The sequence below is a fragment of the Streptomyces sp. NPDC005141 genome, assembly GCF_053599975.1.
Genome location: NZ_JBSFYW010000018.1, coordinates 78,904 through 97,652, shown reverse-complemented (window position 1 = coordinate 97,652; position 18,749 = coordinate 78,904). Strand labels below are relative to the sequence as shown.

12 protein-coding genes and 4 pseudogenes are annotated in these 18,749 nt (G+C 67.2%); 7 read left to right on the top strand and 9 right to left on the bottom strand.

The genetic code is table 11. The annotated features are described in order from the left end of the window. Nucleotides 1-347 precede the first annotated feature (347 nt). The 3 genes and pseudogenes from ACWD68_RS16845 to ribH form a co-directional block, all read right to left on the bottom strand. Nucleotides 348-650, bottom strand: a pseudogene (locus ACWD68_RS16845) (cytochrome b/b6 domain-containing protein); the annotation flags it as partial. Nucleotides 651-926: 276 nt separating this feature from the next. Beyond that, nucleotides 927-2,762, bottom strand: a complete 1,836-nt coding sequence (locus tag ACWD68_RS16840) for a glycoside hydrolase family 15 protein (protein ID WP_451807182.1) — start codon at nucleotides 2,760-2,762, stop codon at nucleotides 927-929. Between the two features lie 167 nt (nucleotides 2,763-2,929). Then, on the bottom strand, nucleotides 2,930-3,373 hold the full coding sequence (gene ribH, locus ACWD68_RS16835) for a 6,7-dimethyl-8-ribityllumazine synthase (RefSeq protein ID WP_451807181.1): 444 nt from the start codon (nucleotides 3,371-3,373) through the stop codon (nucleotides 2,930-2,932). On the opposite strand from ribH, the gene ACWD68_RS16830 reads away from it, so the two are divergent. Continuing rightward, nucleotides 3,310-4,203, top strand: coding sequence for an alpha/beta fold hydrolase (locus ACWD68_RS16830; protein WP_451807180.1), 894 nt, complete (start codon nucleotides 3,310-3,312; stop codon nucleotides 4,201-4,203). The genes ribH and ACWD68_RS16830 overlap by 64 nt on opposite strands. A gap of 422 nt (nucleotides 4,204-4,625) precedes the next feature. On the opposite strand, the gene ACWD68_RS16825 is transcribed toward ACWD68_RS16830, so the two are convergent. Then, on the bottom strand, nucleotides 4,626-5,195 hold the full coding sequence (locus tag ACWD68_RS16825) for a CGNR zinc finger domain-containing protein (RefSeq protein ID WP_451807179.1): 570 nt from the start codon (nucleotides 5,193-5,195) through the stop codon (nucleotides 4,626-4,628). Nucleotides 5,196-5,420: 225 nt separating this feature from the next. Between ACWD68_RS16825 and ACWD68_RS16820 the strand changes: the two are divergent. Further along, nucleotides 5,421-6,114: pseudogene (locus tag ACWD68_RS16820) on the top strand (Bax inhibitor-1/YccA family membrane protein). Between the two features lie 302 nt (nucleotides 6,115-6,416). Here ACWD68_RS16820 and ACWD68_RS16815 read toward each other — a convergent pair. After that, nucleotides 6,417-6,863: a MarR family winged helix-turn-helix transcriptional regulator gene (locus ACWD68_RS16815; RefSeq protein ID WP_451807227.1), complete on the bottom strand. Its 447-nt coding sequence runs from the start codon at nucleotides 6,861-6,863 to the stop codon at nucleotides 6,417-6,419. A gap of 291 nt (nucleotides 6,864-7,154) precedes the next feature. Then, nucleotides 7,155-7,478, bottom strand: a pseudogene (locus ACWD68_RS16810) (TIGR02611 family protein); the annotation flags it as partial. A 218-nt stretch (nucleotides 7,479-7,696) separates the two neighbouring features. Here ACWD68_RS16810 and ACWD68_RS16805 point away from each other — a divergent pair. Continuing rightward, on the top strand, nucleotides 7,697-8,170 hold the full coding sequence (locus tag ACWD68_RS16805) for a VOC family protein (RefSeq protein ID WP_451807178.1): 474 nt from the start codon (nucleotides 7,697-7,699) through the stop codon (nucleotides 8,168-8,170). 220 nt (nucleotides 8,171-8,390) lie between these two features. Here the strand turns inward: ACWD68_RS16805 and ACWD68_RS16800 are convergent, their stop codons facing one another. Then, entirely contained in the window at nucleotides 8,391-9,839 is a 1,449-nt protein-coding gene (locus ACWD68_RS16800; RefSeq protein ID WP_451807177.1) for a dihydrolipoyl dehydrogenase family protein, read from the bottom strand. Between the two features lie 952 nt (nucleotides 9,840-10,791). Between ACWD68_RS16800 and ACWD68_RS16795 the strand changes: the two genes are divergently transcribed. Both ACWD68_RS16795 and ACWD68_RS16790 read left to right on the top strand, forming a co-directional pair. Further along, nucleotides 10,792-11,874: a DUF475 domain-containing protein gene (locus ACWD68_RS16795; protein WP_451807176.1), complete on the top strand. Its 1,083-nt coding sequence runs from the start codon at nucleotides 10,792-10,794 to the stop codon at nucleotides 11,872-11,874. Nucleotides 11,875-12,812: 938 nt separating this feature from the next. Next, on the top strand, nucleotides 12,813-13,907 hold the full coding sequence (locus ACWD68_RS16790) for a hypothetical protein (RefSeq protein WP_451807175.1): 1,095 nt from the start codon (nucleotides 12,813-12,815) through the stop codon (nucleotides 13,905-13,907). A 1,241-nt stretch (nucleotides 13,908-15,148) separates the two neighbouring features. Here ACWD68_RS16790 and ACWD68_RS16785 read toward each other — a convergent pair. Then, a complete protein-coding gene (locus ACWD68_RS16785) occupies nucleotides 15,149-15,943 on the bottom strand; it encodes a hypothetical protein (protein ID WP_451807174.1) in 795 nt (264 codons plus the stop codon). 161 nt (nucleotides 15,944-16,104) lie between these two features. Between ACWD68_RS16785 and ACWD68_RS16780 the strand changes: the two are divergent. Continuing rightward, a pseudogene (locus tag ACWD68_RS16780) lies at nucleotides 16,105-16,268 on the top strand (IS5/IS1182 family transposase); the annotation flags it as partial. Nucleotides 16,269-16,452: 184 nt separating this feature from the next. Here ACWD68_RS16780 and ACWD68_RS16775 read toward each other — a convergent pair. Next, complete coding sequence (locus tag ACWD68_RS16775; protein WP_451807173.1) at nucleotides 16,453-18,042, bottom strand: hypothetical protein; 1,590 nt, start codon at nucleotides 18,040-18,042, stop codon at nucleotides 16,453-16,455. Between the two features lie 550 nt (nucleotides 18,043-18,592). On the opposite strand from ACWD68_RS16775, the gene ACWD68_RS16770 reads away from it, so the two are divergent. Next, nucleotides 18,593-18,736 (top strand): hypothetical protein, encoded by a 144-nt coding sequence (locus ACWD68_RS16770; protein ID WP_451807172.1) that lies wholly within the window; start codon nucleotides 18,593-18,595, stop codon nucleotides 18,734-18,736. The last annotated feature ends 13 nt before the right edge of the window (nucleotides 18,737-18,749 follow it).

Below are 18,749 nucleotides of genomic sequence, written 5' to 3'. Positions count from 1 at the left end.
CTGCACACATTCACCACCCGTTCATGGACGCGGCCGCCGAGGGACGGCGAAACGTACGCGGTGATCCGCACGCACCGGGCAGCCGCGCGCCCGGCGGACCGGGAGAGGACGGGCCGGGGAGCAGGTAGAGACCGGCCAGGCTGCGCAAATTCTCAATGCGGTGAGAGTCGAGAGCACGTAGACCTGGGATGTCGGAGGACGATCACCGGCTACCGGATCGACCGCCCGACCGGGATGCTCTCCGCCATCGGCCACACCAGCCAGGGCGTGAGCGGTCCGACCAACTTCGTCATCGACCCCAGTGGACGATGACTCTACGTCAACAACAGCACAGCCGACAGCGTCGCCTAGTTCGCCGTCGGGCCCGAGACGGGCGAGCTGACGCCCGCCGGCCGGACGACTCCCTTCCCCATGTGTACAAGGACAACGAACGCAATCGCCCAGGCGACGGAGTCGTGGACGAAGATCGCACTTGTGCGGGAGACGAAGGGCAAGAGCCCCGCGAACCACATGAGCAGTCCGGTGGCCATCATGACCAGCACGGCGCCGGCAATCCGGCCCGCGTAGAGCTTCTGGCCTGCGTTGAACTTGCCGGCGGGCCGGGCTTCAGGTGACATCACCCGGCGGCGAGCGGCGCGCAGTCTCCAGGGCGCAAGAGGCCGCCACTCTGGCGTCCTTCGTGCTGAACGCGTGGGAAGGGACCCTCATCGCCACCAGAACGGACCGTTCGGCCAAGCCGTTCGAGTCCTTCTTCACCGTGGTCTTCGGAGTCATCCTGCGATAGGGACATCCTGCGGATCTTGGTTCAGGGTCCGCATGCCGCCCACCCCTGCATCGGCGAGGTGGACGAGGCCCGGCCGGCGTTCAGGTGTGGAGCGACGAGGTTGGTGCGCGTCCGACGGATGAGCAGGACCAGGGACGACGCCTCAGGCGGACGAGTCCTCCAGCCGGGCTCGAGACTCCGCCTGGCGGATGGCCCAGGCCGCGTTGACAAGCCCAATATGGCTGAAGGCCTGCGGGAAGTTGCCGAGCAGTTCGCCGCCCGGTGCGACCTCCTCGGCAAGGAGCCCCACGTCGTTCATGAAGCCTGCCGCCCGCTCGAAGACGGTACGCGCCTCCGCGACATCGCCCGCCAGCGCGAGCGCCTGGGCCAGCCAGAACGTGCACAGCAGGAAGGTCCCCTCATCACCGGGGAGGCCGTCGTCTGCCGCGAGGTAGCGGTAGACCATCCCGTCGGCATCGGTGAGGCGGGTCCTCACGGCGTCGATGGTGGCCATCATGCGCGGAGTATCGGCCGGCTCGAACCCGACGATCGCCAGCATGAGGGCCGACGCGTCGAGCGTCTCGGAGCCGAGCACCTGCGTGTATGCGCCGGCCGACTCGCTCCACCCGTCACGCTCGATGACGGCACGGATCTCGCTCCTGGCCTGACGCCACACCGGCTTCCGGTCCTGTGCACCCAGCTCTTCGGACAGCTCCAGGGCGCGGTCCAGGGCGACCCAGCACATGAGCTTGGAGTACAGAAAGTGCTGCGGCGCACCGCGTACCTCCCAGATCCCCTGGTCCTTCTCGTGCCATCGGGCGGCGGCGCTGTCTGCGAGTCCGGTCAGGAAGGTCCTGGTGTGTTCGTCGAGGCCTCCCAGGTAGTGGCGCAGCTTGTGGAAGGCGGCGAGCAGCTCGCCGTAGACGTCGAGTTGGCGCTGTCTCCAGGCGTCGTTGCCGGTTCGGACCGGCCGGCTCTCACGCCAGCCGGGCAGATGAGGCAGCTCGCGCTCGCTCAGGTCGCGCTCTCCGCGGACACCGAACATGATCTGCAGGTCTTTGTGGTGGTCGGGGTCCCCGTCCGCGGCGTGCGCCATCCAGCGGAAGAAGTGTTCAGCCTCGTCGGGGCAGGCAGCCACCCATAGTGCCTCCAGGGTGAAGGAGGCATCTCGTACCCAAGCGAAGCGGTAGTCCCAGTTGCGGACCCCTCCGACTTCCTCGGGCAGCGAGGTAGTCGGCGCCGCAACGATGGCGCCGGTCGGCTGGAAGGTGAGTGACTGCAGTACACGCCCGCTGTGGTGCACCAGATCCGCCCACGGCCCTTCGTATGTCTGGTGGCGCTGCGACCATGCGCGCCAGCCGGCCAGAGTGTCCTGCAGGTGGGTGAGGATGTCCTGTTGGGACCAGGCCGTGGGGCTGCCGCCTGCCGGTACCTGGTGGAGGGCGAAGGCCGCCCACTGGCCGGTCCGCAGTGTCGGGGCGCATCTGGCCATGTCCGTGATGTCCAGGCGGTACGGAGTGCTCAGTCCGATCGTGTCCGGGCCACCGTGGCAGTGCAGCCCCCGTCCTTCGTCGACCGGCGCCATGTGGGGCCTGATCAGGCCGTATTCCGGTCGCGGGGCGAACTCCATGTCGAGTGTGACGTGACCCTCGGTGCACCTCACCGCTCTGAGGAGGAGGTGGGGCGCGTGTCGGCCGAGGTTGTGACCCCATTCGCTGCGCCCTGTGGCGAGGGCATCCGTGACGGTGACGACTCCGGTGGGAGTGCGGAAGGTCGTCTCAAGAACCATGGTGCGGTCCACGTATCGTCTGCTTGCCGTGTGAGGGCCGGCCGGCCGGATGTGCCAGTGGCCGGCCTCTGGGCCCAGAAGCCGCGCGAACAGGGAACGGGAGTCGAAATGTGGCAGGCATAGCCAGTCGATGGATCCCCGGCTGCTGACGAGTGCCGCGGTGTGACAGTCGGAGAGCAAGGCGTAGTCCCCTATGGGACGGTCGTTCATCCGAGGCACCTCCGAAACGGCAGTCGCAGCAGCCCTCGGGAGCGGACCAGAGCGTTGAGGTGCGGCAGTACGTCTCTTTCGCATTTTCCTACAGGCGGGATACACGCGCACCTCCCTGCCCTCGCGCCATGCCCGCTCAGTGGCACTGGAGGCAAGGTTTGCTTCGCTCAGCTCTGGGGACCGTTGGGCCACTGCAATGCCAGAGCGGTGGCAACCGCGGCAGTGACGGCCTCGTGGCCCTTGTCCTCGCGGGATCCTTCGAGCCCGGCGCGATCGAACGCCTGGTCCTCGTTGTCACAGGTCAGTACACCGAAGCCGACGGGGATCCCGGCGCCGGCCGATACCTGCACCAGCCCCTGGGTGACGCCTTGGGAGACGTACTCGAAGTGGGGGGTGCCGCCGCGGATGACGACGCCGAGCGCAACGATGGCGCCGTAGCCACGCCCTGCCAGGACCTTGGCCGCGACGGGAAGTTCGAAGCTGCCGGGAACCGTCGCCGCGCTGATCGGCGGATTGGCGTTGACCTCCACGGGAACGCCCTCCACGAATGCCGGCTCTCCGCCTTGGGGGAGGTCCTGCGGTACCGACCGCCAAGACCGCCTCGTCGGCATCACAGTCGGAGAAGTTCGGCTCGGTATCCACATCCCCGGGCCTCTCGCCGGAGTTCAAAAAGACATTCACCGACCACTACATCGAGGCCAATGGCCTGCGCCAGCACGCGGTGATCGGAGGCGAAGGTCCGCCTCTCCTGCTGGTACACGGCTGGCCGGAGAACTGGTACGCGTGGCGCCTGATGATGCCGGCCCTGGCGCGTAACCACACGGTCATCGCGGTCGACCAGCGCGGCATCGGCCTGACCGAGAAGCCTCCGAGCGGATACGACACCGGCACTCCGGCCAAGGACTTGGCCGCGCTGATGGACAAGCTCGGCCGCGAGCGGTTCTCTCTCGTCGGCCACGACACCGGCATGATCATCAGCTACGCGCTGGCCGCCGACCATCAGGACCGGGTGGAGCGCGTCGCCCTGGCCGAGGTACCCGGGCCGCCCGGAGTCGTCCCGTCACCACCTCTGTTCGTGCCCGAGCCGCTCAACAACAGGCTGTGGCACATCCCGTTCAACCGCGCCGACGCCAAGTTGGTCGAAGAACTCGTCTCAGACCGGGAAGATGCCTTCAACGGCTACGAGTTCAAGATCCAGGGCGGCGGAGTATCCAAGGCCGCCATCGACATCTACGTCCGCCTCCTCTCCAACCCCGAGAGTCTGAGCGGCAGTTTCGGCCTCTACCGCGTATGGGACGCCACTGCGGCAGTTTCGGCCTCTACCGCGTATGGGACGCCACTCTCGCGCAGAACGAGAAGCGGGCGAAGACGAAGCTGCGGATGCCCGTTCTGGGAATCGGCGGCCAGGACAGCTGGGGGAAGGCCGTCGTCGACTCGATGAAGGGGGCAGCGGTGATCGTGCAGTCAGCTGTCATCCCAACACCGGGCACTGGCTCGTCCAGCAGTCGCCCGACAGGATGGTGGCAGTCCTCACCAACTTCCTGAACTCCGGACGCAGCGTGGCGGACCAGGGTGCCCGTCACGCCCCCCCCCAGCGCCGGAAAACCGATTGCCCGATTGCCTCGCCCGTCTGCCCGTCTGCCTGCCTGCCTGCCTGCCTGCCTGCCTGCCTGCCTGCCTGCCTGCCTGCAGGAGGGTGCACGCCGCGCGCAAGTCGGACTCCAGATGGGGACAGGCGCCCACCAGCCACATCAAAAGGCAGGGGCTCTCCCGAGCGGACGGCTGGCCTCCTGTTTGAGAGGCTTGGAGCAAATTCCAGCGATCGGGCGACCGGATCAGGTCAGGCGTAAGCCATCTGGCCGACTATCGCGCGGACGTTGAAGCCTCGTTCCGTCCGCTCATCCGCTTGCGGGCACGATACGCGGCGGCCTTGAATTTGTTGCCACACGGGTCCATGGCACACCACTCCCGCCGCCTGCCCCGGGACCGGTCGATGTAGACCTGCGAGCACTCGGGATCGCCGCACTCCTTGAGCAGTGCCACCTCCGGCCCACCGAGGACCGAGACGGCGTCCCGAGCAACAGCGGCGAACGCCTGCTCGACCGACGCTTCGACATGCTGTCCGCCCGAGGTGAGCTGCGGGACGGGGGTGGGCTTGCGCGCGTAGTCATTGACGAGCGCCAGCGCGTCCTGGTCGTAGGCCTGGCCGGACATCCTCGCCAGGATCAGCCCATAGACGGCCTCTCTGAGCTCCAAGGCCTCGCGAAGGTCTCTGACCTTGACAGGGATCTCGCGCTCCGTGATCCCGCTTTCATGAAACCACGCGCTGAGGCTCTCAGGTGAGGCCATGTCCTCACGGGGCTTGGAGCGGTGCCTGTAGCGCAGCGTTCCTGCGAAGTCGAGCGCTGGGGCACCTCCAGGGAATGCGTGCATGTCACCACTTTAAACAGTGACGCACCGGGGCGCAAGGACCCGTCCCCAGGTCCGCCGAGGCCCGCGGACCGGATGACATGACCGCAACCCGGCCGCCCGCCACAATCCATTGTCACCTCCTTGACAGGTGACGATAGGCGTGTGACCGTGCAGGAGCGACGCATGGTGCGGCCGTGGATGGACAAGAAGGAAGGCCGTCCGATGTCTGGCACAGACAAGCGATCGCTGAAGAGCAGCAATCCACTCCTCCGCCAGTGGAAGGCTCAGGACGGTCGCCCGGGCAGCCGGCGGTCCGCCAGCGCGGGAGGCTCGATGAACACGGGCACCTCACCGTCGCTGGTCACGATCGACCTCCGCAAGGACACGGAAACGGCCTACGACTCCGGGCTCAGCCCTCCCGCACCGAACACCGCCGGGACCATGACGATGGACGACGTGATCGTCCACACCGCCATGACCCTCGGAATGGTCATCCTCACAGCAGTGCCGTCGTGGGTCCTGCTGCCGGTGGATCAGACGCAGCTGAGCAGGTCCTACGGCATCGCGGGTGGCGCCGCCCTGACGGCCTTCGTCCTCTCCATGACCCAAACCTTCAACAGTCGGCCGACCCCGGCCCTGATCATTCCTACTGCTCACGGCGGCGAATCTCGTGTTCTCCGCGTTCAGCGACGGTGAGGGACTCGGCTTTCGCAGTGGCGGCCTTGGCATCGTTTTCGGTGTCATCGGTGTCGTCCTGGCGGCAGCATTCCTGGCACTGCATTTTCGGCAGGTCGAGGACGGCATCGAAGACGGCGCCCCGCGAAGCGATGCCTGGCTCGCGGCCTTCGGACTCACCCTGACCCTCGTGTGGCTCTACGTGGAACTTGTCAACCTGCTGACACTGGTGCGGGAAGAGGACGTCTTTTTTGACGTCGGTTGACCTTGCCGCCTCTTCAGCAGTGGCAGCCAGAGGCGTTGGCCGAAGCGGAAGTCCGCGGCGTTTCGCCAGGTTCAGGTCCCGGTGCGCGGTGCGTTTGAGTTGACGGGCAGTCGAAACGGGTGTGCGCTGCGGGTGGCCGGCAGGACAGGCCCGTGCCGACCGGACCGGCGCGGCCCTCATGGCAGAGGCGAAAACTCGGGCCGAAGAAGGCTCGGAAGGACGCTCCGGCACCTGCAACTGGGTCACGACTGCAACTGCGCCGAGCAGCGCGTCATTTGCCGCTTCGGGATCGCTCCGAAGCGCTATTTCGGCTGCGGGGCGAAGATGGCCTCGATGATGCGTCCGAGCGAGACGCGCAGCCGCGCCGCGTCGCTTGCCCCGTAGTTCTCATCGAACTTCTCCTCAATCGCCTGCAGCAAGGGTCGGGCCGCTTCTGCCCGTGAACGTCCCTCCTGCGTGATCGTGACCATGCGCACCCGGCGGTCGTCGGGCGACGGCTCGACGGTCACCAGACCTTCCCGTGCGAGCGGCTTGAGGGTGGAGGCGAGCGTCGTCCGGTCCGTGACGATCCCGTCCGCGAGCCCGGTGATCGTCATGGATCGGGAAGCGAGTTCCTGCAGGACGGTGAACTGCGTTACCCGAAGGCCGAGGGGAGCCAATGCCTTGTCACAAGCCGCACCGAGGTATCGGGCAGCTTTGCGCAGAGCGAGGTTGTTGCACGGTTCGTCGAGGACTGCCTGTGCCTGCATCACGAATGCTGAACTGCCTCGCCCCCAGACCGACGGGGGCCAGGGCTCTGTCGTAGGTCGCCCCGAGATACCGGGCAGCCTTGCGCAAAGCCAAGCTGTTGCAGTCAGCACGGTTCGCCGTAGAGGTCATGATCTCCTCCCTAGGATCTCCACCCATGATAGGAGCTAATGCTCATATGTGGTTCCTCCGCTGTTCGGGCGGCGCCGATCCACCGGCCGTTGTGGGCGAGAGGGGCGCGTTCGCTCGGCCGCTGTCCGACCTGCGTAGCGAGCGCCGCCGACGCAAAAAGCATTCCGCCGCCTCACCCCCGGCCGCAGAGCCCGCCGCGCCTCCTCGGTCACCTTCCGATTCGTCCAGCGCATGACGATCTGAGCCCACGCAACTTCACTCGCCCAGATCGCCATGCCGCCGAAGATCACCACCCAGCCGGGACCAGGAAGCGGCAAAAGGATCACGCCGGTGACGATTACCGCGAATCCCGCAACGAATACGCCGACAATTAGGGACGGTCCCCTGGGTCGGGGCACGCACCCGCCCGTTATCGCTGGGACACGGGTCGCGGCACCAGAACGTAACCACTCTAAGGAGTGACGAGGGGGCTTATTCCCCCGCAGACAGACCGCGCGGTGCTGGTCCTCTTCCCTAGGAGCATTCTTCAGAGCAGGTCTCGATGATGTCTCGATGATGCGTAGCGGCGGCCTTCCACAAGCTCTGCGCGCACCTGCCTGAAACCAGGTCAACTCGATGTATGGATGCGTCCTCGCAGGCAGAACCTTCAAGCTCGACGACGCCTGCAGTTGCGAGAACCAGGCCCAGGAGAGTGACTGGAGGAATGGACCTGAAGCTCGAACTCATTGTCGTCCCCGTCTCTGACGTCGACCGTTCGAAGGCGTTCTACGAGAAGGCCGGATTCCGCCTGGATCTAGACGCCAACGTCAGTGAACAGTGGAGGGCGGCACATCTCACACCTCCCGGATCCGAATGTGCGATCCTGCTCGGCAAGGGCCTCACCACAGCGGCGCCCGGCTCATGCCAGGGCCTGTATCTGGTCGTCCCCGATATCGAGGCGGCACGTGATGAACTCCTGGGCCGTGGAATCGACGTGAGCGAAGTCTTCCACGATGCAGGCGGACTGCTCTTCCACACCCATGACGGCGGCGAGATCGTGCATGGAGTCGAGGGACAGGAACGCAAGACCGGCCCGCACCCGGACCGCGCTTCGTACGGTTCATTCGCCACCTTCAGCGACCCTGACGGCAATGGTTGGGTGCTGCAGGAGATCACCCAGCGGGCCCCGGGCCGCTGACGCAAGTTGGACGCTTTGGACCTGGCGGTGCCGCTTTGGACCTGGCGGTGCCACGAGCGTCTCGATGCCACTGGGGGCTCCCTGCGTCCAGGAGAGCGGTGCGAGGTCGCCGTCAAATGGGTGCGGCAGCGCCGCCTGTGACGTCGATGGGCCCCGGTTCGCAGGAACCGGGGCCTTTCAGCTCCACCGCAGCCGCGGTTTTCAGGTCATCGCCGTCGTCTCACTTGGCGCGGTCGCGATATGCCTCGAGGAGGCGGAGCCAGACTTCACTGATCGTCGGAAACGCGGGGACTGCGTGCCACAGCTGTTCCACGGTCGCCTCGGTGGTCACCGCGACAGTCGCCGAATACAGCAGTTCCTGAACTCCCGGACCGACGAAGGTGACACCCAGAACCGTGCCGTGGTCAGGGTCGATCAACACGCGTGCCTTCCCGCGGTAGCCCTCGGCGTACTGAGCTGATCCCGCGAGGTGGGCGAGGTCGAAGTCCACCACGTCGACCTGGCGCCCGATGCGCTCGGCTTCCGGAGTCGTCAGGCCCACGCTCGCGACATCCGGGTCGGTGAAGACCACCTGGGGAACGGCCTTGTGGTCGGCCGTGGAGGCATGCGCGCCCCACTTTCCGGTGTCCAGCGGCCTGCCCTGAGCGCGTGCCCCGATGATCGCTCCTGCGATCCGCGCCTGGTACTTTCCCTGATGGGTCATCAGTGCCCGGTGGTTGACATCTCCGACCGAGTAGAGCCAGCCGTCCTCGATGGCGCTCACGCGGTAGGTGTCATCCACCTCCAGCCAGCCCCCCGGTGTGAGGCCGACCGTCTCCAAGCCGATGTCCCCGGTGTGGGGGGAGCGGCCGGTCGCGATCAGGATTTCGTCTGCGGCCAGCGAGTCGCCGGTCGACAGCGTGATCTGTACAGGGCTGTCAGGGCCGTCCTGGCGTGCCACCTCGGTGACCGTGACCCCGAAGCGCAGGTCGACTCCGGCCTCCTCCAGAGAGGCCGCCACCATCTCTCCGGCGAAGGGTTCCATGCGGTGGAGCAGCCCATTCCCCCGTACCAGCAAAGTGACCTGGGAGCCGAGCGCCTGCCACGCCGTTGCCATCTCGACCGCGACCACGCCACCGCCGACCACGGCCAGCCGATCGGGGACACTGCGCGCGGAGGTCGCCTCACGGTTCGTCCAGGGGCGGACCGAATCAAGTCCCGGCAGGTCCGGGAACGCGGTGACGGTGCCCGTGCACACCCCGATGGCGTGCCGTGCGGTGAGGCGGACCGTGTCGCCGTCGTGGGTCTGGACCACGACCTGCCGTGGGCCGTCCAGACGCCCGTGACCCCGCACCAAGTCCACGGACACCGACTTCAGCCAGGCGACCTGGTTTTCGTCCTGCCAATTGGCGGACATTTTATCGCGGTAGTCAAAGACCGCGGGAATATCCAAAGGCCCCTCGACAGCGCGCCTGAGGCCCGGTATGCGGCGTGCGTCGGCACGTGCGACTACCGGTCGCAGCAGCGCTTTACTGGGTTCGCACGCCCAAAAGGAACACTCTCCGCCGAGCAGCTCATTTTCCACAATCACTGAAGTGAGACCGGCAGCGCTCGTTCGTTCAGCCAGGTTTTCTCCTACAGGACCCGCACCGAGAACGACGACATCGTAAGTCCGAGAACTGTCACTCATGCCACTCCAGACACTTGATATTGCTACTATCGGCCTACGGCACGGATAAGCTCGAGCATGACGTCCCCGCCACTGTTATGCGGCGTGGTGGCATATCTTCTCCCGCACCGGGCGACTCCCCCTGCCATTTCGCCACACCGCATGGCCGCCAGTCCTGCGCATACATGCGCAGCCTGTCGGCTTCCCTGGAACCGGTGCAGGCACCCGATGGATGCTGCCGGATCACCGCACGCCGACCGGCGTCGGCTGCAACCTGGCCTTTCGTCGGTACCCGGTTTTGTCTGGCCATGGCGGGCCCGTCAAACCCTCGCTCCCAGCGGAGCCGGCATTCCTGGTTCGTGCTGCGTACGGCTCGTGCCAGTTCGCACACCTCCAGACGGCCAGCAACGGCTCCTCGCCCGTGGGCAGGGTCGCTCCCACCGGGCGCTCGCTCTCGGTGCGGAGACACCTTCGTCCGTCGCGCTCAGTCTCTCACCGTCGCTTCGTCGTCGCCGCTCAGAAGCCGACGCGCCCAGAGTGGCAGACAGCCTCACAGGCAAGTGGCCCGACGGGCGTCACCCGGTCACACGTCTGGAGGAACTGGCACGGCTCCCCGCTGTCGACAGCGGGGAACGGGTTCTTGGTGCGGTAGACCCTTACAAGCCGCGGCCACCCCGGTGCCGACGTTGCATCGTCCTCAGCAGTGTTGCGGGGCTGGATGGTCAAATGAAGCACACCCGGCTGCGGGGCGTCCTGGTGCGATTACAGGTTCGCGCCGGCAAGAGCGAATTCACACCACGCGCGTGCCGCCACCAATGATCGAGCCGCCCCAAAACCAAAAGCACCAAGGGAAAGCTCCTAAACTGCGAGAATCCGCTCTGAGTCCGGTAGCAATTCACTTCATGAAGGTGCTTCAGTCGCGGGGACACTGCTCAGCTGCAAAAAATCTGCTACGTACATGATGAGGTAGCCAGTGCTTCTGAAAACCTTCGGCTGGTCGTTCGTAATTACCGTGCTCGGTCTGATTGCGGCGGTGTTCTACGGGGGGTGGACGGCATTCTGGATCGTCGCGATTCTGGCGGTCCTCGAGATCTCATTGTCCTTTGACAACGCGGTCATCAACGCCGGAATTCTGAAGAAGATGAGTGCCTTCTGGCAGAAAATCTTCCTCACTGTCGGTGTGCTCATCGCCGTCTTCGGCATGCGGCTGATCTTCCCCGTCGCGATCGTGGCCATCAGTGCCAAAATCGGGCCGATCGAGGCCGTCAACCTCTCGTTCAACGATCCTGACAAATACAAGGAACTGGTGACGGACGCCCATCCGTCGATCGCCGCCTTCGGCGGCATGTTCCTTCTCATGATCTTCCTCGACTTCATCTTCGAGGAGCGTGACATCCAGTGGCTGCACTGGATCGAACGCCCGCTCGCCAAGCTGGGCAGGGTCGACATGTTGTCGGTCTGCATCGCGTTGATCGTGCTCCTGACCGCCTCGGCCACCGTGGCCACCCACGCCCATCAACACGGCGGCCAGCACGCGGACAAGGCCGAGACCGTTCTCCTGGCCGGTGTCGCCGGTTTGATCACGTATCTCGTGGTCGGCGGTCTGTCCGGGTTCTTCGAGAACAGGCTCGAGGAGGAGGAGGAGCAAGAGGCCGTGGAGGCTGGGAGTCCGGTCTCCATCAAGGCTGTTGCCGGCAAGGCGGCGTTCTTCTTGTTCCTCTACCTCGAGGTCCTCGACGCGTCCTTCTCGTTCGACGGTGTCATCGGCGCCTTCGCCATCACCAACGAGATCGTGCTGATGACCCTCGGCCTCGGTATCGGCGCCATGTACGTCCGTTCGCTCACCGTGTATCTGGTCCGCCAGGGCACTCTGGACGACTACGTCTACTTGGAACACGGCGCGCACTACGCGATCGGCGCCCTGTCGGTCATCCTGCTCATCACCATCCAGTACGAGATCAACGAGATCATCACCGGTCTCGTCGGCGTCGTCCTGATCGGCTGGTCCTTCTGGTCCTCAGTACGGCGCAACAAAGCTCTCGCATCGGCACTTTGACTCGTTCGCCGGTTCGACACGGGGATGGGCATGGGACTACTGGGCGGTGCGGCCGCCGTGCCTGCCGTCCGTGGTCAGTGCCGGTCGACGAGGCCCGTTTCCCAGGCCCAGGCAGCAATCTCCACGCGGTTTCGCGCTGCCGCCGCTCGGCCTGCCTCGACCAGCAGGGCAGGACCGCTCCACGGACTCCACTGCCTGCAGCCCGTCCGCGGCTTCGGCGACGACCTCGATGTCGTCCTCGGGACCCAAAGTCATCGCGAATCCGGCGCACGGTGGCGGCTCTGCGATGCGGGTGCAGCGCCGACGCGTGGTAGCCAGAGGGCGCCAGGCTGGCTCAGGATCCGCTTCCGCTCCAGGTTCGGGTACATCCGGATGGCCGTGGTGCCGGGCACGCTACTCAACTCCCCCGCCCGCTCTCCTCCCGGCCCCGGCCTTCCCTGTCCGCCAAGCTCCGAACGGAGCCCGATCAACAGGTGCGGTACAGGAAGTGCTCACCTACCTCGGTGCCGCGCTACCCCAATTCGCCTCCCCTACGACTCGGTTGTTGGGCCTTCAGCGCGCCCTTCGCACCGCGCCCGCAGCCGCGGCCATGTCCGGCTGCCCGCAGGCCTGCTGCACGGCATGCGCCTGCGCGGGCACCGGGAGCCATGGCAGAAGAGCCCCCACCGGCTGGCTGAAGCGTCCCGACCTCAGGTCGATACCCGGCCAGTACGGCTGTTCGACGCCGCGGTCGTGAACAGCGGCTCCGCAGAGGTTGCCACCCACCCGGCCACCCTCACAAAACCACGACCTTTGACCCGTGTGTTCTGTAAGCCTGGGACCGAGGTCGTCGGCAGCGTGGGCGGTCGTAGCCCCGGCGTTGAGGCACGGCCGCCCCCTCATGTGAGGATGCGGTCATGACGTGGATGAGGGAATGCAGGAGGCGACCGGTCAGGCTCGTGGCCGCGGCAAGTGCGGCGCTGGCACTGACCGCCTGCAGCCCGATCGGTTCCGACGACGGGCGCTCCGGGAGTCGCGAGGCGGAGTACAAGCGCGTCATCGAGGACCCTCACCCGGACCCGGCCGACGTCATTGAGGCGGCCGGCGCACCCAGTGGCGTGATCCGCGCGGACGACGGCTCGCTGCTCCTGACGTACTACGCCGGCAACGTCGAGGACGACGAAGGACCGGCCGCCTCCGCCTGGCGCATCGTCTCCCCCGACGGCCGAACGGTCACCGAGCACGCGGAACACACGGACGCGGAGGCGGGGCAGGCCGCGTTCAAGGGAATACGCGGTGGCTTCATACGAGTGCCGCCCGGGGTGGAAGCCAAGGAAGCGTACGCCCTCGATGTACACGGCAAGCGGCACAAGGTCGTCATCACAAAAGCCGCGTTGCGCACCCGCCCCGGCGACATCCTGCTCGTCGCGCCGGAGCCGATCCTCGTCTACCGCCCCGCCACGCGCACCGTGGCGCGACCGGCCGGAGTCTGGGAAAACGCCATCCGACTCGCCGTCGACGAGCGGGGCACGGTCTGGAGCCTGGACCAGCCCGTCGCTGAAGAACCCTTCAGCGTCGTATGGCAGCGCGGCGGTCGCACGCTCGGCCGTACAGTCGTGCCGAAGCCGTACAGGGGAGGCACCCTCGCCGCGCGGGGTGGCACCGCAGCGTTGTCCCTCACCCAGGGCCACGGCACGCGGGGCCTGTTGGTGACGACGGACGGCGGCGGCCACTGGCAGACAGTCCTCGGCGGCGGAATCCCCTTCAGCACCCTGAAGCGTGGCCCCGAATGGCTCGTCATGCAGCTGCTTGCGGACGGACGACTGCTCGTCGGCGAGGAGGGCGGTCGCTACTGGCTCGCCGACGACCACACCAACAGCCACTTCCACGAGCTGAAGACGCCGGCGGAATTCACGTCGCTCACCGTCGACGGCACCACGCTCTACGGCATCGCGGATGCGACGACGGCGGCATACGACCTGGTGAAGGGCGAAGGCCTGTGGATCTCTCGCGACGGCGGAGGCGAGTGGCGACGCTACCAGCAGCGCGGATAGCGGGGGAACCGGTGCGTGGACGTATCCGCATTCGGTCTGGCAGTGGGCCGCCGAGCAGGATGAGGCGGGCCGCGCGGTGGCGCTGTCCTGGGCAGGGGGCGAGGAGCAGCAGCATGGTCTCGTCGGTGCCGTGGCCGTGGCCGGTGAGGGCGTAGCCGATCTGTACCGGCAGGTAGAGGTCTCCGAGGGTGAGGGCGTCGGGCGCGCCGAAGGTGCGCTGCAGGGTTTCCGCCGCGGTCCAGGGGCCCGATGCCGGGGGATGAGTTGGAGGCGGTCCATGGCGTCGGGCAGGGCCACGGCAGCGGCTTCCTCCAGGCGCGGGGCGCGATGGCAGGAAGGCAGGATCGCTGTGGCCCGGGCGCGGTCGACGCCGGCGCGGTGCCATTCCCAGGACGGGATCATCCGCCACACCTGCGGGGCGGGGGTGACTCGCATACCCTGCGGCGCGGGCCCCGGCGGCTCCTCTCCGTAGCGGGCCGGGAGGCTGCGCCAGGCGTAGTGGGCGCTGCCGGTGGTGATCCGCTGCTCCAGCACGCTGGAGATCAGCGATTCCATGACCAGGCCGGTGCGCGGGAGGCGCAGGCCGGCGTGTTTGCGGTGCGCTGGGGCGACGACTCGGTGCCGCGGGACGAACGCGGCAGGGCCGTCGTCGGCGCCGAGCAGGGCAGGGAGTGCTTCCAGCGTCCATGCGGCACCGGGCCCTCAGGCGTCCCCGGCGATCACAGTCCCGTCAGCGGGCTGACGTACGGGGTGACCTTCAAGGTGGCGGGGCCGTCAGGTGTGCGGCACGTACGTCACCACGTGCCGTCCGTCTCTCTGCGGCAGGTCGGATCGCCCGCACCGGGACGCAACACCCTCAGCGTGCGGGCCAGATCGTACGGCTCGGGCGGCACCCGTAGACGGCGGGGCATACCCCCAGACTAGGCGGCGCCCATGACAGGCCGTGGGTCGCGCATGGTCCCCGTCATGCGGCGAGGACGACAAGCTCCGCGCCAACCGCGCCCGCCGACGCCCCGTTCGACCCTCGACTTCGTTGGCGCGGGGCTGTCGTCCTTCAAGGTGGGGGGTGTGGTCATGTCTCGGAGTCGCCGACATCTCCGGCGGGGGTCAGCGTGAGGAATGACTGCTTCGCTGTGACTGAGCGCGCTACTTGGCCAGCCTGGCCAAGTAGCGCGCTCGGGTTCTGCGCGGCGCACATCGCAATATCGCTTCTGCGAGGGGAGGCGGTCCGCGCACGTCGCCTACTGCACGGCGACGTAGTCCGTGGTCGACGACTTCGCCCCGGAGGTGGAGTTCCCGTAGTACGTCCACCGCCACGTGCCCGGCCCGGTGGCCTTCACCGTGGTCCTGAGCGCCCCGCTGCTGTTCGACGTCGCCTTCTTGACCGTCGTGTACGAGGAGGCGCCAGCCGCCTTGAACTGCAGGCTCACCGTGCGGCCCGCGTACCCCTGGTACGTGTGCGTGTTCCAGTTCGCCCGTTCGACCCGCCCGGTCACGGTGATCGTCTTCCCTGCCGCGACCGGCTCCGGCGAGGCGTTGACGGTGACGCGGGTAGCCCGCTTGACCTGCAACGGGAGGTTCTTGTCGTCGGTGTCGTAGGCGTCGCCGGCGAGAAAGACCCGAGCGGCAGTCTTCCAGGTGCCGGCGTACTCGTTCCCGAAGTCGGAGTACCGCGGGTCGATGTACAGCCATTCCTTGAAGTCGCAGATTCCGTTCGCCTTGTCCACGACCTCGCAGTCGCTGGTGATGACGGAGCTGTGCAGCGTGTCCCCCGAGTCGGGGTGCCCCCGGTAGGGGAACACGGTCGGCCCGTAGTCGTATTTGAGCCTGGTCGTCATCCGGAAAGACGCGGGCACGACGACCTCCTTGGTGGTCCCGATGACGATCGGCTTCCCGCTGTTCACCGTGACCCGGGTGAAGGAGACCCCGCCCTCCGCCGCCCCGGCCGGCACCGCCGCCACCCCGGTGAACACGAGGGCCGCTCCCGCGGCCACCACCGCGCTCCGCATCGTCCTGCCCATCTTTACCTTCCCCATCTACGAGCCCGTCCTCTCCCCCACAGCCCGAAACGGGCGTGTGGGTGCACCGGCCAAAGGATCACCTCAGCGGCCAACTGTCGGACAGGGGAGGGCTGTTCGCGGTTGTACGCGGCGCGGCAACGATTTGATCACCACGGCATCGCCCTGGCTCGGTTCCTGGGTGGAAGGCCGTGAACCGGTCCCCGCGGAGATCCGCGCACTCGTCGAGCAGGCCGTCGCCACTCTCAAGTCCTGGCGACTCCTTCGGAGGCTTCGGTGCTCGACCAGCCGGATCACCACCCTCGTCCAAGCCGCCCTCACTCTCCATCTGGCCAGCTCAGACCGACGATGGCAAACCTCGCTGACAGTGGGTACTGCGGATCGTGTCCGCGCGGAGGGGCACTGACTGGTGGCTCGTCCGATGCAGCCAGCCGGCCCCTCACCCTTCGGTCGTCCGATGAGGCCTCTTGAGGAGACTCCGCCGGTAGTCGGCACATCGTCGTGGCGGGCGGTTTCTACCGACCCTGTCAACCCGGGACCGAGCAGTCCAGGATCCGTCCGTCCACCGTCCCCACGACCAGCCGCTGTTGCTCCGCCCGGTACGCGGCGGACACCGGCGTGACCGGGTGGCCGTGCGCGCGCAGGGTGTGCCGGGCTCGCACCTCGCCCGTCGCCGTGTCCAGGGTTTCCACCTCACCGGTGAGATACACGACGTACATCCTCCGCTCGTCGCCGTCGAGATCGGCGAGCGGCTTGTCGGTGCGGTACACCCAGCGTGCCTCTCCGTCCGGCAGCCGACGGCTCACAACGTACGTGCCCTCGCGGGCTTCCACGTAGGTGGCACCTCGTTCGTACGACCGGCCCGCGTGGACGAGCGTGTGTGTCAGCTCGACGGCGGGGCCGTACCAGGGCTGGAGTGCGGACGCCGGGTCCCAGCTCAAGGGGAAGAGGGCGCGCAGCGTGGCGGGGCCGTGGGCGCCTGGAGGATCGATCGCGTGGATCCACGGCGCGTCGTCGGCCGGGCCGGGGCTGTCCACATACAGCAGACGGGCGCTGTGTCTGACGCGCAGCGCCGGGGAGTTGGAGCGGCTGGGGACGAGGTCGAGGCGTGCCGCCTCCTGGTGCGTGGGGGCGAGCAGCAGCGCGGCGTGTGCGTCGCGCCCTTGCGGGCGCAGGGCGAGCCAGCCTTCGTCCGCGGCGCACAGTGTGGGGACCGACGGCACGTCCACGCAGTCCACCGCACCGCCGTCCGCCGTCGATATCCGCCGAACAGTGGTCGCTCGGTCAACCGGGCGACCCGTCACCTCGTCGCGCCGGTAGCCCCGGTACGACACCCACGCCGACTCGTCGTCAGGGGCCGCCTCGACCCGGACGCTCCCCTCCCCGTCCGCAGGAAGAGCCCACCTCAGCGCGCCCGGCGGATCCCAGCATTCGAGGTCCGTGTGCCGGCCGGTGGCGAGTACCCGGCCGTCGGCCAGCACCGCCAGGTCCCGCACCTCCGCCCGCCGCCGCCACCGGCCCTCCGTCAGCCGCGCGAGGGTGTCCTCCACACGCGGGTCGTAAAGGAGCCCGCTCTCGACCATCGGATGGCGCGTGTCGTCGGGGTCGACCAGACCGGCCGGAACGGACAGCCAGTCGTCCGCCGCGACGGCCAGCTCGAAGCCCTTGCGGAAGCCGCCGTCCTTGTCCTCGGGGGAGAGCAGCATCGCGAGCCTGCCGTCCTCCAGCCAGCGCAGGTGGCGTACTTGGCGGCTCTTGCTCAGCAGGTTCGTCACGCGCCCCGTCTCCAGGTGCAGCAGGAGCAGCTGTCCCTGAAAGTCCCACGAGCCGTCGTAGCGGCCGGTGCCGACGGCGACGAGCGGCAGCTCGGGGTGAGGTTCGATGGCACATACGGAGTAGCGGGAGGCAACGACATGACGCGGACGGAGGGTGCCGGCCTCGTACACGCCGATCCGGTGGCCGAGCCAGTGGCCCGTACCGCGCCACATGACATGCCCGAGGTCACCGGCCGCGATGACACAGCCGTGACGCGCGTCGGTCACCGCCCACACGGGCCGGCCGATCTCGGCGAACGGCTGGTCCCCGAGTATCCGGCGGACCGTCAGCTCATCCGGCACGACAACCCCTCTCCCCCCAGGTGGCGCACAGTCTGCCAATCCCGGCGCCTTCCTGCGGTCTTCCGAGGGAATCGACTCATCCGTGTAGTGATCGAGAACGATCCACGAGGCACGCGTACCGAGGCGAGCCAGGTCGCAGACTCACCTTGTCGTCGGCAGCCGGCCACGGCCGCGTGCGGCTGCCACGCGGATGGCCATGGCTGTCGCTACTGCTCCCGACACGAACCTCTCGACTTGGACGGCTGCGATCATTTGACGGCGAACCCGTGTGGCTGACCTGGGAAAATGACTGGGCTGCCGCCTCGTTGAGAGCAGCGGCTCTCACTGTGAATCCCCGCTTGATCAGCTGCCGCGCAACACTCAGTTCCGCGTTCTCCTTCGTGCTCGTCACGGGCTTCCCACCGTCGTCGATGTCCGCGCGACGCATCCACTTCGACAGCGTCACAAGCTTGGGCGCAGCCACATCTTTCCCACTCGCCCCACGGGGCAAGCCAGTTCAGATGTCACCCGATCGTTCAGCAGACCCGTCAGGTTGGAAGAGACTTGTGCGGTGGCCAAACTTCAGTGGCACCACGTCGCTGAAGAGCGCGTCGGTGTCCACTTCTTGGAATTGGGCTGTGCCGAGTCGGCGAGCGGTACCTGGCTGACGATCGACCAGGACGGGGGTGTCCCGTGGCTCTTGGCCGCCTCGTAGGTCCTCGTTTTCC